Raw genomic sequence first — 11851 nt, forward strand, 5'->3', positions numbered from 1 at the left:
CGTCAGTTCCCGAGGTCGGGCACTCGATGCCTAGAGTTCCCTCAGGTTCGGGATCGCCTGGCGCGCACCGAATCTCGGGTTGCGCGCCAGGCCACTGACCTCGAGCAGCCGCACGGCCCGGTGCCGGTGTGGCCGCAGCGGTTCCAGCAGTTCGACCATCGCGGCGTCGTCGATCGGGTGGCCCAACAGGGTCCAGCCGACCATCTTGGCCAGGTGGTAGTCGCCCACCGAGAGGGCGTCGGAGTCGCCGAACGCTTTCTGCACGGTCTCGGCTGCCGTCCACACCCCGACACCCGGCAACGACATCAACGCCGCCGTCGCCGTATCCGGCGTCAGCCGCTCCAGCGCGTCAGCCCGCTGCGCACACCCGACCACGGTCCGGGCCCGGCCGGGGTCCACATTGGCCCGCTGAAACTCCCACGACGGGATGCGGCGCCACGCGTCGGCCGTCGGGGGCAGACGCATCCCCGCCGGCGCCGGGCCGGGCGGGGGCGCGCCATACCGCGTGGTCAGCGTCCGGAACGCACTCCACGCATCGATGCCGTGCACCCGCTGTTCGAGGATCGCCGGGACCAGCGCCTCCAGCACGCGGCCGGTGCGGCACAAGCGCAGGTGAGGAACCCGCCGCCAGGCCTCGGCAATGGTCGGCTCGGTGGGCGCGAATCCGGTGCTGTCGTCTTCGGCGCCGACCAACCCTGGCAACCGGTCCAAGAATTCGGCGGCACCGTCACCCCACGCCTCGCAGTCGACGGTGTTCAGCTGCGACGAGGTGAGCCGCGCGGTCACCCCGCCGGTGCGCATCAGGCTCGTGCGCCAGATGACGCCGTCGACGGTACGGAAGGTCGGGTCGGTCCCACCGCGCCGCAGCGGCGACAACGTCAGCCCGAGGCCGGCCGGACCGTCCAGGACCAGGCTGGCAGTGGGCACGGGTCCAGGTTAGGCGGGCTGCACCACGATCTCGGCTTTGTCGGGATAGAACGCGACCCGCCCCGCGATTTCCGCCACCGCGGGGTACGGCTGTTCGTAGGTCCAGATGGCGTCTTCGACATCACCGACGTGGTAGTACGCCGCGTCGCCCTTGTACGGGCAGTAGCTTGCGGTCGTGCTCCGGGTGAGCACCGACTGGTCGACATCCGCAAGCGGAAGATATTGCACCGCGGGGTAATTCGACTCTTGCAAAGTGAGTGCTTCGGTCGATTCGGCAACCACGCTGCCGTTGACCGTGACGGTGACGCGCCCGCGCGTGGGCGTAATGGTGATGGGATGCGCAGGACCGGGTTGCAACACAGGACGTTCGCTCATATCTGGCCAACGCCTGGCCTGCCGTGTCGATTCCCGAGCTGACGCTGGGCCTGCCACCGACGGCAGGCCCAGCAATCAGACGGCGACTATCGACGGATGATTACAGCGGAATCCAGATGCCGAAGAACCAGAAGCCCCACGCGTTGAATCCCGGGTCGAACACCGGGAACACCTGCTGGCCCCAGTAGTCGAACGGCGGAGGCGGCGGCGCCCACGGTGGCGGCGCGACCCAATTGATCATCGGCCGGGGTGGCGGTCCCCAGCCCCACGGCGCGAGGCCGTTGCCCCACGGCGGCGGCGCGCCGCGCCAGTGCCAGTCACCCGGGCCCGGGTCACCGGGCCGGGGGTGCCAGTCACCCGGGCCAGGGTGCCAGTCGTCGCGGTCACCGGGGCCGTTCGGGCCGGGGTGCCAATCGTTGTTGTCATGGTCGCCCGGTCCACCCGGCGGGTTCCGGTTTCCGTGGTCCCCGGGGTCACCAGGTGGCGGGCCGCCCGGCGGGTGCCAATCCTGGCCACCCTGCGGGCCATGCGGGCCGCCCTGAGGCCCGCCCTGAGGCCCATTGTGCGGACCCCCGGCCCTGGACCGCCTGGCCCGTTACACGTCTGCCCAGGTGGGCAGTACCCCGGCTGCGCCTGTGCAATATTGACGCCAAATCCCGCAATTGCCGCGCTCACCCCGCCGGTGAGTGCGGTCGCTATCACTAATTTCTTGATGCTCATATCAACTCAACTCCTTCGTTGGAAGGTGCCGCCATGCGGTTTATCGCACGAGGGCCCCTCAACGGTTACCCCCGAAATTAGGAATTAGCTGTGTCTGAACTATGCAAAATTTTCTGGCCCCCACTCCAGCCTGTGTTTACGATCGGCCCATGACCGCACAGGGCCCCGCCTCCGTCACCGCCGCCATCGACATCGCCGCCAGCCCGTCAGCTGTATATGCGTTGCTCACCGATCTGCCCACGCTGGCGTCGCTGGCCGAGGAGGCCCACACGATGGAGTGGCAGAAGGGGTCTGCGGCCACTCCCGGATCGGTCTTCAAGGGATACAACCGCAACGGCTCGAAGACCTGGACCACCAGCTGCACCGTCACCGAGGCCGAGCCGGGCAAGACGTTCGGCTTCGCTGTGAAGTCCTCGATCGTGCCCATCGCGCACTGGCGCTACGACATCACCGAGACTGCGGGCGGCTGTCAGGTCACTGAGTCCACGTGGGACAACCGGCCGGGCTTGTTGAAGCTCACCGCGGGCTTGCTCACCGGTATCAGCGACCGCGATGCGGCCAACGCCGAGCACATCCGGTTGACACTCGAGCGCCTGAAGGCCCGCGCCGAAGCCGCGTAACGGTCAGCCCCACGAATACCGGTGGTACTGCGACATATAACGCATGCCAGGTACGGCGCGCATGACGGCGGCCATCAGGCGCAGCCCCATCGGCAGCCGGTCGTAGCCGCCGGCGTCGAAAGCCGACACCCACGACAGCAGCCGCAGACCCGGTACCGCCGCCAGGACGTCGTCGGGGTTGTCCATGGCCCATTGCAGGGTCGCGCCGGAGCGGCGGACGACCGAGTTGGTCCACTGGAGCTTCACGCCCAGCCGGCTGAAGGCATCGAATTGCAGTTCCCCGCACGGGAAATGCGACACGATACGGCGCAGCAAGGCCTGCCCGTCGGCCTCGCTCAGGTACATGGTGAGGCCCTCGGCGAGCATCAGCACGGGCCGGTCCACCGGAATGTCGGCCAGCCAGGCCGGGTCGGTGACCGACGCGGACACGATGTGGCAGTGCTCGCGGGCGGGATACAACCGCCGGCGGAGGTCGGCGACCTCGGGGTAGTCGATGTCGTACCAGTCGACACCCGGCCCGGGATCCAGCCGGTAGTACCGGCTGTCCAGCCCGCAACCCAGATGCAGCACAACGGCTTCCGGATGCACGGCGAGGAACTGCCGGGTGGTCATGTCGAAATAGGCGGACCGGAGAGTGACCCCCGGCGACCTGGCCGCCGTCATCGTCGTGCGCGACCAGTCGTAGTCGATAGCGGCGACGACGTCCCTGGCATAGGTGTCATGCAGCACCGAGTTCGGCAGGTCGGCGTCGAGCGCCTTGCCGTACAGCGTGGCCAGCATGGTCTGCGGCGCCCCGGTCAGGTCCACCTGCAATCTGTCCGTCATGGTGTCGACGCTAACCGTGGCCGCCGCTGTCGCGCCATGACTTAACGCCGTACGGCGCGTTGTTCAGCCCGTGGATTTCTGGGCTTGGCGAGCCTTTCGCAGGCCGATCCAGAACCGCGCCGCCTCCCGCACCGCGTCCTCCACCGGCCTTGGCTCCCAGCCCAATTCGGTCCGCGCCTTGGTGCAGTCGACCGGCGCCTCCGAACGCATCAGCCGCAGCGACGCCAGCGACATGTGTTCGTCGGTGCCTTTGAGCCGGCCTTTGATGGTGCCCATGGTGGCCAGCGCGTAGGTCACCGGCAGCGACAGCGACTTGGCCGGAGCCGGTACGCCCGCCTCAGCCGCGGCGATCCGTGCCACCTCGGCATTGCTGATCATCTTGTCGGAGATCAGGTATCGCTCACCGGGCCTGCCCCTGTCGGCCGCCAGGATCAGTGCTCGCGCAGCATCATTGACGTCGACCGCTTCGAGTTCGATGCCGCTCATCACGAACGGCAGTTTCCCGAACGCGGCGCCGGCGATGATCGCGCCGTGCGGGGTTCGGCCCCAGTCTGTTCCGCCGTACGTGGTGGACACGCACATCGCGACCGCCGGCAGCCCGCGCTCGCGGGCATATGCGAGCACCAGCTTCTCGGCTTGCACCCGCGACCGCACGTATGGCGGCAACGTGCGTTCGTCGGCGATATCCTCTTCGGTGGAGACGAACCCGCGCTTGCGCCCCACCGTGGCGTAGCTACTGGTGAAGACGAATTTCTTGAGGCCCGAAGCGATTTCGGGTTCCACCGCGACGTCCAGCACGTTGCGGGTGCCCTCGACGTTGGTGCGGAACAACGGCGAGGGGTCCCGGAGCCACCCGCGGGTGTCGACCACGCAGTAGTAGACGACGTCGGCTCCGGTCATCGCGGCACGCAGGGTGTCGTTGTCCCAGATGTCGCCTTCGTAGCGGGTGACGGCGAGGTCGTCGATGCCGATGGTGTTGGCGCCGGCCCGCACCATGACCCGCACGTCTTCCCCCGCCGCCACGAGCTGCCGGGTCACGTGCGAGCCGAGGTAGCCGTTGGCCCCGATGACGAGCGCGGTCACCGGTGCCCCCTACCGCCGAACTTGCGCATCCATTCCTCGGCCACGTCGGGCAGCGTGCCCAGCGCTTCCGCCTTCTTGCACCACGCCATGGTGGTCTCGAGGAACTTCATGGGGTTGTAGATGTCTTCCTGCTTGCTCCACAGACCGTCGCCCGCGTAAGTCATGATCGAGATGTTGGTGGCGCCGATGATGGTGCCGTCACCGGGATCGCGCATCGGGTTGTCGAGCTCGCAGATGACACGGCCGGTCGCCTCGTCGTACACCTTCCACAGCGACGGGAACGACGTCATGTAGCTGCCGGGGAAGTTCTCCATGGTGTTCCAGATCCAGGGCCGCACCTCTTCGCGCCCGTGCATGGTGCCCATGGCGTGCTCGATGTACAGCACGTCCTCGGTGTAGTGGTCGGTCCACGGATCCCAGTCGCGCGTCTGGGCGGCGCGATCCACGGTCTGCTCGAAGACCTCGAAGGCCGCGATGAGCTCCGCGCGGCTGAAGGTGTTGCCCGTCACAGGAAAACTAGAACACGTTCTACTGGCGTTGTCGAGCACTTGCGCAGCCGCCGGGAGTTCGGTTCTCTGGAGTCAAAGCGAGGAGGCGTACATGACCGACACTGCGACCGCGATCTTGGCCGGCGGCTGCTTCTGGGGGATGCAGGACCTGATCCGCAAGCAGCCGGGCGTGCTGACCACGCGGGTCGGCTACACCGGCGGGACCAACGACCACCCGACCTACCGCAACCACCCGGGCCACGCCGAGGCCGTCGAAATCGTCTATGACCCCACCCAGACGGACTTCCGGGCGCTACTGGAGTTCTTCTTCCAGATCCACGACCCGTCGACCGTCAACCGGCAGGGCAACGACGTCGGCACGAGCTACCGCTCGGCGATCTTCTATACCGACGACGAGCAGAAACGCATCGCCGAGGACACCATCGCCGACGTCGACGCCTCAGGTCTGTGGCCGGGCAAGGTCGTCACCGAGGTGACGCCCGCGGTCCCGTTCTGGGAAGCAGAGCCCGAGCACCAGGACTACCTGGAGCGCATCCCCAACGGCTACACCTGCCACTTCCCGCGGCCGGGTTGGAAACTGCCTAAACGCCAGTAGCGGCGCGCTCGGTGATCAGCCGGGCGACCAGCTCGGGGTGCTGATCCGGCAGCCAGTGGTTCGCGCCTTCGACGATTTCGAACCGATACGGCGCGTGAACATACTGCTCGGTCAACAGCGCTCCCTTGCGGCCGAGCGCTACGTCGCCGTCGCTCCAGATGTAGGTGGTGGGCCGGGTCACCGGCGTGAACACCGATTTCGGTGCCACGAACGGCATGGCGCGGTACCAGTTGAGCGCGGTCGTCAGCGCGCCGCTGTCGAATATCTCCGAGCGTGTGACGGCCAGCGATTCGGGGGTCATGCCGCTGTGCGGCATCATCAACTTCGCGAATCGTTCGCCGAGCCAGGGCAACTGGAAGATCAGCATGTAGTAGGAGTGCAGCGCCTGCGTCCCGACGACCATTGCCTTCAGGAAGGCGCCGGTGTGCGGCACCGAGACCGCGGTCAGCGTGCGCACCAGCTCCGGCCGTCTCGCAGTCAGCGCCCAGGCGATCGCCGCACCCCAGTCGTGGCCGACCAGGTGCACCGGTGCACCGACCAGCTCGATCAGCGCGGCGACGTCATCGGTCAGTTTCGGAATCGTGTACTGCCGCCGGCCACGCGGCCGGGCACCGGCCGAATAGCCGCGCTGGTTGGGCACCAACGTGCGGAAGCCTTTGGCGTGCAACAGCTCCGAAACGGCTGACCAGGACTCGGCGGTCTGCGGAAAACCGTGCAACAACACCACCACGTCGCCGTCGATGGGGCCGGAGTCGACGACGTCGAAGGTCAGTCCATCGTTCCGGTACTGCGAAATCCGTTCGGTCACAGCTCGAACCTACAGCGGGTTGACGCGACGGCGCAGCGTCACGCGACCGCCGTCCTTCGGCGTGTACGCGACACCGCGCGAGAAGACCTTCTCCCCCGGAGCGGTGTTGACCTGAATCGCGAAGTGGCGCAGCACCGTCCGGAGCACGACGTCCATCTCGACCTGCGCGAACACCGCCCCGACGCAGCGCCGGGTGCCACCGCCGAACGGCAGGAACGCCAGGGGCGGCCGGCGCCCGATGAATCGCTCCGGGTCGAACCGCTCTGGATCAGCGAATTCCTTTGCGTCCTCGTGCATGTGGTCGATGGCGATGATGACCGAGAAGCCACGCGGGATCACCCATTCGCCGAGCTGGAAGGTCGGGGCGTACACATGCCTGCCGGCGAAGTCGATGATGGTGCGGATGCGCTGCACCTCCAGCAGGACGGCCTGCCGGTACTCGTCCGTCTCGCCGGCCGCGACCTCGTCTTCGAGCCGGCGCAACACCTCCGGATGACGGGAGATCCGCTCGAAGACCCACGCCATGGTGGCCGCGGTGGTTTCATGGCCGGCCGCCAGCAGGGTCAGCAGTTCGTCCGCAATGTCACTGCGGGACATGGCCGTACCGTCTTCGTACGTGCTGCGGAGCAGTAGCGCCAGGACGTCGTCCCGGTTCTCGAGATCGGGATCGGCGGCGACCGCGTCGATCAGCCGGCCGACGACCTCGTCGTACTGCCGCCGGTATTCGGCGAGCCGGCCCCACGGCGTGAAGCGGCCGTAGGTGCGCTTCGGCATGGGCAACACCGCGAGTCGCGACCCCAGGGTGACCCACGGCGGGATGATGCGCCGCAGCTCGTCGAGGTGGCGACCGTCGGCCCCGAACACCGCGCGCAGGATGGCGTTGAGGGTGATGTGCATCATCGGTTCGAGCGTGGGAAACGGCTTACCCTCCGGCCAGGATGCCGCCGCGCGCAGCGTCTCCTCTTCGAAGATGCGCTCGTAGTTCTTGACGCTCTTCCCGTGGAACGGCGGGGTCAGCAGCTTGCGGCGCAGCCGGTGCTCGGCGCCGTCGAGCGCGAACACCGATCCCCGCCCGAGCACGCGGGACAGGTTCGGCTGGATGTTGCCGACGTCAGCGGGGTTCGCGGCGAACACCTGTTTGGCCAGCTGGGGGTCCGTCACCATGACCGCGCGGCCGAAAACCGGTGCGTCGCAGGTGAAGACCGGCCCGAGCCGCGGCACCATGCGGTTGACGAACTTGCGCCGGTTGGTCGCGAAGGCGAAGCCCTGCAGGATTTTGGGAACCCCGGTCGCCGGTGGCAGGTGGATCGCCGGGGCACGCTCGGCGAGTTCAGCGGTGACGGTCTCGGTCATGGGACGCTCCAAGCCACTTATTACGCGGTACCACGGTGTACCGCAGGGTTATCGGGTACGGTACCGGCTGGTACCACGGCTAGGCAAGGGTTCTGGGAGAGAGATGGCAGACGGCGAGGTCAACTCGGCGCAATCGGCTGCGCAGCCGTTCCGCGGGCGGTTGCTCGACGGGCTGGCCACCTCGCTGGCCACCCGGGGTTATCGCGACACCACCGTCGCCGACATCGTCCGCAATGCCAAGACCTCCAAGCGCACGTTCTATGACCAATTCGCCAGCAAGGAAGAGTGTTTCGTCGAGCTGCTCCGCGCCAACAACGAGGACCTCATCGCCCGGATCCGCGCTGCAATCCATCCCGAAGCCGAGTGGGAGCAGCAGGTGCGCAGTGCGGTCGACGCATACGTCGCGCACATCGCGTCCCGGCCCGCGATCACACTGAGCTGGATCCGGGAAGCGCCGGCCCTCGGCGACGCGGCACAACCGCTGAATCGTCATGCCATGGAGCAGCTCACCGACATGGTCGTGGACCTCACGAGCGGTGCGGGATTTCAGCGGGCCGGCCTGTCCCCGATCAGCCGGCCGGTGGCCCTGATCCTGCTCGGCGGCCTTCGCGAACTCACCGCGCTGATCGTCGAGGACGGCCGCGACATCGACCAGCTCACCGAACCGGCGCTCACCGCCGCGCTGGCGATCCTCGGCGCGCGGTCGTCAGCGCAGCATCAGCCGGGCTGACTTCTCCAGCCGCTCGGCGATGTCGTCGTACGACGCGAAGCCCATGCCCGCGCGGACCAGTGCGCCCGAATAGAGCATTTCCAGCGACTCGATGACGTCCTCGTCCACGTCCGGGCCGAGTGCCGCCGACAGCCGGGAGCGGATGTCGCGGGCGATGCGCTGGCGCAGCACCTCCACGTCCGGATCGCGCCCGAGTAGCGCGTTGGTCACCGCCCCGGCGAACTCCGGTTCGTCGATGACCAGTAGCGCGATGTGCCGCAGCACCTCGGTCACCCGAGTCGCGGGGTCTGCCGAGTCGTGATCCGCCGGCGGCGAGGATGCCAACCGGCGCCAGAACACCTCGGCGACCAGGTGCTCCTTGGACGAGAAGTAGGTGTAGGCGGTTGCCGCCCCCACGCCCGCATCGGCCGCGACCCGCCGGACCGTCAGACCTGCGAAACCCTCGCGGCGCAGCAAGTCGAGGGCGGCACGACTCAGCCGATCGACCGTATCGGCCTGTTTGGCCGTCAAACGGCGCCGGGTGGGCTCAAGCGCCTGTTCGGACACGTGTCCGGACGCTACGGCAACGGGCGATGCGCAGCAACCGGTCTACCGTGGGCACATGCGGGCGTTGATCGTCGTCGACGTGCAGAACGACTTCTGCGAAGGCGGTTCCCTCGCGGTGTCCGGCGGCGACGCCGTGGCGCGCGCGATCACCGATCTGCTGGCCCGGCGCGAGTATCAGCACGTGGTGGCCACGGCCGACCATCACGTCGACCCGGGTGACCACTTCTCCGGCGAACCCGACTTCCTGGACTCCTGGCCGCCGCACTGCGTTGCCGGCACCCTGGGCGAACAGTTCCACCCCGAACTGGACACCTCGACTTTCGAAGCGGTGTTCCGCAAAGGCCGGTACACCGCGGCGTACAGCGGGTTCGAAGGAGCCGACGAGCACGGGACCAAGCTGGTGGACTGGCTGCGCGCCCGTGGCGTCGACGAGGTCGACATAGTGGGCATCGCGACCGACTACTGCGTCAAAGCAACGGCAGCCGACGCCACGAAGGCCGGGTTCCGCACCCGGGTCCTGCTCGACTACACCGCCGGGGTTTCGGCGGAAGGCGCCGCGAATGCCGTTGCCGCACTGAAGGATTCTGGAGTGACGGTGGCCTAGACCGTCGGATCCACCGGCCGGCCTGACCACCGCGGCGGGCGCCCGGCCTGCAGCGCCCGTACGCCTTCCTTGGCATCTTCGTGCGCCATCACTGCGCGGTGAATCGCGGTCTCCCGCTCGCCGACTTCGTCGCGTGACAGTTCGAACGAATCCCAGAGCAGTCGCTTGCTGGCGGCCACCGACATCGGCGCGGTGTTGTCCGCGATGTCGTGGGCGACGGCCAGCGCGGCCGGCAGCACCTCGTCGGCGGGCAGTACCCGGCTCGCAATACCCAGCTCGACAGCGCGATATCCGTCGAAAGTCGTTCCAGTCAACAGGATTTCGGCGGACCGCGCAATTCCGACCAGCCGCGGCAGCGCCCAATGCGAGTACGCATCCCCCACCACGCCACGGCGCACCTGCACGACGCCATAGCGTGCGTCGGCGGCGAAAATCCGGATGTCGCACTGCAGCGCCAAGGTCAGCCCCAAACCGATCGCGTGCCCGTTGACCGCCGCGATCACCGGCTTGCTCAACGACCACGCCGGCACCGGGACACCGGCCGCACTGAACTCCGGGCCCGGCGCGGCGAACGTCTGGTCGCCGGCGGCCAGGTCGGCGCCGGCGCAGAACGCCGGTGGCGCCCCGGTCAGCACGATGGCCCGGACATCGTCGGCCTCGTTGCCGCGGGTGTAGGCGTCGGCGAGTTCCTCCCGCATTCCGTCACCAAAAGCGTTGCGCCGCTCCGGCCGGTTCAGCGTCACCGTCACCACACCGCCGTCGAATGCGGTCAGTAGCGTGCGGTACTCGGGGAACACCGCCCGAGTAAACCACGGGGCTGCAATACCTCTGTAACAGAGCTATTATCAAAACGTGCCCGCCCACCCAGGCCTCACCGCCGACCTCACCACCGACCTTTTCCACACCGTCGGTCGCTTCCGCCGGCAGCTGCGCCGGACCGCCGGAGGCAGTTTCGCCGGCGTCACCCAATCGCAGGCCGAACTGCTCCGACTGGTCGGCCGCCAGCCGGGCATCTCGGTACGGGAAGCCGCGCAGGAACTCGGCCTGGCGGCCAATACCGCGTCGACCCTGGTCTCCAAGCTGGCCGCCGACGGGCTGCTCGTCCGCAGCCCCGACCCCGAAGATCGACGCATCGGCCGGCTCCGGCTGACCGAACCCGCCCAGCAGCTCGCCGATCAGACCAGGGCTTCCCGCCGGGCCGCCCTCGACGTCGTACTGAAACAGCTCAGCGGCGAGCAAATCGACGATCTGGCAAAGGGTTTGAAGGTGCTGGCGGAAATGACCCGGATGCTCGAGGAGGACCGGCCGTGAGTACCCCCGCCATCGAATGCGACCACGTCACGCACCACTACGGCGATTTCACCGCGGTCGACGACCTCAGTCTCACCGTCGGCGTGGGTGAAACCATGGGACTTCTCGGCCCCAACGGCGCCGGCAAGACCACCCTGGTACGGCTGCTCACCACCTTGACCCCGGTGCAGCAGGGACAGGTACGCATCTTCGGCCTCGACGCGGGCCGCTACACCATGGATATCCGGCAGAACCTCGGGTATGTGCCGCAACAACTTTCGATCGAGTCAGCCCTCACCGGACGCCAAAACGTCGATCTGTTCGCCCGCCTGTACGACGTGCCGCGCCGCGAACGCCGAGCGCGGGTCGACAATGCGCTCGACGCCATGCAGCTGCTCGACGTCGCCGACCGCCCCGCCAAGGCGTATTCCGGCGGCATGGTCCGGCGCCTGGAACTGGCTCAGGCGCTGGTGAACCGGCCGTCGCTGCTGATCCTCGACGAACCCACCGTCGGGCTGGATCCCATTGCCCGCGACAGTGTCTGGACCCAAGTGGCGAACATGCAGCAGGAGTTCGGTATGACGGTCCTGCTGACCACCCACTACATGGAAGAAGCCGACGCGCTGTGCGACCGGGTCGCCCTCATGCACCGCGGCATCCTGCAGACCGTCGGCTCCCCCACCGACCTGAAGGCGGCACGCGGCCCGTCAGCCACGCTCGAGGACGTCTTCCGGCACTACGCAGGCTCCGACCTGTCCGCGGATGACGAGCGCCAGTCCCTGCAGGACATCCGCGCCGGAAGGAGGACGGCCCGCCGTGTCGGTTGATGTAGAACTGGTCACCGCGCCCCGAGGCGTCAAGCGCAT

The 11851-nt window shown here is 67.8% G+C and carries 16 protein-coding genes; 6 read left to right on the forward strand and 10 right to left on the reverse strand.

The features are described from left to right. Positions 1-30 precede the first annotated feature (30 nt). The 3 genes from ACX12F_RS27945 to ACX12F_RS27955 form a co-directional block, all read right to left on the reverse strand. A complete protein-coding gene (locus tag ACX12F_RS27945) occupies positions 31-927 on the reverse strand; it encodes a DNA-3-methyladenine glycosylase family protein (protein WP_459367468.1) in 897 nt (298 codons plus the stop codon). 9 nt (positions 928-936) lie between these two features. After that, complete coding sequence (locus tag ACX12F_RS27950) at positions 937-1302, reverse strand: DUF427 domain-containing protein (RefSeq protein ID WP_459367469.1); 366 nt, start codon at positions 1300-1302, stop codon at positions 937-939. A gap of 100 nt (positions 1303-1402) precedes the next feature. Continuing rightward, positions 1403-1543, reverse strand: coding sequence for a hypothetical protein (locus ACX12F_RS27955; RefSeq protein WP_459367470.1), 141 nt, complete (start codon positions 1541-1543; stop codon positions 1403-1405). A 628-nt stretch (positions 1544-2171) separates the two neighbouring features. On the opposite strand from ACX12F_RS27955, the gene ACX12F_RS27960 reads away from it, so the two are divergent. Next, positions 2172-2642 carry an SRPBCC family protein gene (locus ACX12F_RS27960; RefSeq protein ID WP_459367471.1) on the forward strand — a complete coding sequence of 157 codons (471 nt, stop codon included), beginning with the start codon at positions 2172-2174 and terminating at the stop codon, positions 2640-2642. Positions 2643-2645: 3 nt separating this feature from the next. Here the strand turns inward: ACX12F_RS27960 and ACX12F_RS27965 are convergent, their stop codons facing one another. The 3 genes from ACX12F_RS27965 to ACX12F_RS27975 form a co-directional block, all read right to left on the reverse strand. Continuing rightward, positions 2646-3467 (reverse strand): class I SAM-dependent methyltransferase, encoded by an 822-nt coding sequence (locus ACX12F_RS27965; protein ID WP_459367472.1) that lies wholly within the window; start codon positions 3465-3467, stop codon positions 2646-2648. A 63-nt stretch (positions 3468-3530) separates the two neighbouring features. Further along, positions 3531-4550 carry an NAD-dependent epimerase/dehydratase family protein gene (locus ACX12F_RS27970; protein ID WP_459367473.1) on the reverse strand — a complete coding sequence of 340 codons (1020 nt, stop codon included), beginning with the start codon at positions 4548-4550 and terminating at the stop codon, positions 3531-3533. Continuing rightward, positions 4547-5059 carry a nuclear transport factor 2 family protein gene (locus ACX12F_RS27975; RefSeq protein WP_459367474.1) on the reverse strand — a complete coding sequence of 171 codons (513 nt, stop codon included), beginning with the start codon at positions 5057-5059 and terminating at the stop codon, positions 4547-4549. The genes ACX12F_RS27970 and ACX12F_RS27975 overlap by 4 nt, the downstream gene beginning before the upstream one ends. Positions 5060-5150: 91 nt before the next feature. Here ACX12F_RS27975 and msrA point away from each other — a divergent pair, with 91 nt between their 5' ends. Beyond that, positions 5151-5654, forward strand: a complete 504-nt coding sequence (gene msrA / locus ACX12F_RS27980; protein ID WP_459367475.1) for a peptide-methionine (S)-S-oxide reductase MsrA — start codon at positions 5151-5153, stop codon at positions 5652-5654. Here msrA and ACX12F_RS27985 read toward each other — a convergent pair. Then, positions 5641-6462: an alpha/beta fold hydrolase gene (locus tag ACX12F_RS27985; RefSeq protein WP_459367476.1), complete on the reverse strand. Its 822-nt coding sequence runs from the start codon at positions 6460-6462 to the stop codon at positions 5641-5643. The two genes, msrA and ACX12F_RS27985, sit on opposite strands and share 14 nt — an antisense overlap. 9 nt (positions 6463-6471) lie before the next feature. Further along, positions 6472-7827 carry a cytochrome P450 gene (locus ACX12F_RS27990; RefSeq protein WP_459367477.1) on the reverse strand — a complete coding sequence of 452 codons (1356 nt, stop codon included), beginning with the start codon at positions 7825-7827 and terminating at the stop codon, positions 6472-6474. 91 nt (positions 7828-7918) lie between these two features. Between ACX12F_RS27990 and ACX12F_RS27995 the strand changes: the two genes are divergently transcribed. Next, positions 7919-8545, forward strand: coding sequence for a TetR/AcrR family transcriptional regulator (locus ACX12F_RS27995; protein ID WP_459367478.1), 627 nt, complete (start codon positions 7919-7921; stop codon positions 8543-8545). Here ACX12F_RS27995 and ACX12F_RS28000 read toward each other — a convergent pair. After that, positions 8522-9091 carry a TetR/AcrR family transcriptional regulator gene (locus ACX12F_RS28000; RefSeq protein WP_459367479.1) on the reverse strand — a complete coding sequence of 190 codons (570 nt, stop codon included), beginning with the start codon at positions 9089-9091 and terminating at the stop codon, positions 8522-8524. The two genes, ACX12F_RS27995 and ACX12F_RS28000, sit on opposite strands and share 24 nt — an antisense overlap. A gap of 55 nt (positions 9092-9146) precedes the next feature. Between ACX12F_RS28000 and ACX12F_RS28005 the strand changes: the two genes are divergently transcribed. Next, positions 9147-9695 (forward strand): isochorismatase family protein, encoded by a 549-nt coding sequence (locus ACX12F_RS28005; protein WP_459367480.1) that lies wholly within the window; start codon positions 9147-9149, stop codon positions 9693-9695. On the opposite strand, the gene ACX12F_RS28010 is transcribed toward ACX12F_RS28005, so the two are convergent. Next, positions 9692-10492 (reverse strand): enoyl-CoA hydratase/isomerase family protein, encoded by an 801-nt coding sequence (locus ACX12F_RS28010; protein ID WP_459367481.1) that lies wholly within the window; start codon positions 10490-10492, stop codon positions 9692-9694. The genes ACX12F_RS28005 and ACX12F_RS28010 overlap by 4 nt on opposite strands. A gap of 55 nt (positions 10493-10547) precedes the next feature. Between ACX12F_RS28010 and ACX12F_RS28015 the strand changes: the two genes are divergently transcribed. Both ACX12F_RS28015 and ACX12F_RS28020 read left to right on the forward strand, forming a co-directional pair. Then, a complete protein-coding gene (locus ACX12F_RS28015; RefSeq protein ID WP_459367482.1) occupies positions 10548-11006 on the forward strand; it encodes a MarR family winged helix-turn-helix transcriptional regulator in 459 nt (152 codons plus the stop codon). Further along, positions 11003-11812: an ATP-binding cassette domain-containing protein gene (locus tag ACX12F_RS28020; RefSeq protein ID WP_459367483.1), complete on the forward strand. Its 810-nt coding sequence runs from the start codon at positions 11003-11005 to the stop codon at positions 11810-11812. The genes ACX12F_RS28015 and ACX12F_RS28020 overlap by 4 nt, the downstream gene beginning before the upstream one ends. Positions 11813-11851: the final 39 nt, after the last annotated feature.

The organism is Mycolicibacterium sp. HS_4_1 (genome assembly GCF_054515875.1).

Coding starts and splice junctions, on each gene's coding strand:
- ACX12F_RS27950 (WP_459367469.1), bottom strand. CDS start 1,302: ATGAGCGAACGTCCTGTGTTGCAACCCGGTCCTGCGCATCCCATCACC.
- ACX12F_RS27960 (WP_459367471.1), top strand. CDS start 2,172: ATGACCGCACAGGGCCCCGCCTCCGTCACCGCCGCCATCGACATCGCC.
- msrA (WP_459367475.1), top strand. CDS start 5,151: ATGACCGACACTGCGACCGCGATCTTGGCCGGCGGCTGCTTCTGGGGG.
- ACX12F_RS27995 (WP_459367478.1), top strand. CDS start 7,919: ATGGCAGACGGCGAGGTCAACTCGGCGCAATCGGCTGCGCAGCCGTTC.
- ACX12F_RS28005 (WP_459367480.1), top strand. CDS start 9,147: ATGCGGGCGTTGATCGTCGTCGACGTGCAGAACGACTTCTGCGAAGGC.
- ACX12F_RS27965 (WP_459367472.1), bottom strand. CDS start 3,467: ATGACGGACAGATTGCAGGTGGACCTGACCGGGGCGCCGCAGACCATG.
- ACX12F_RS27955 (WP_459367470.1), bottom strand. CDS start 1,543: ATGATCAATTGGGTCGCGCCGCCACCGTGGGCGCCGCCGCCTCCGCCG.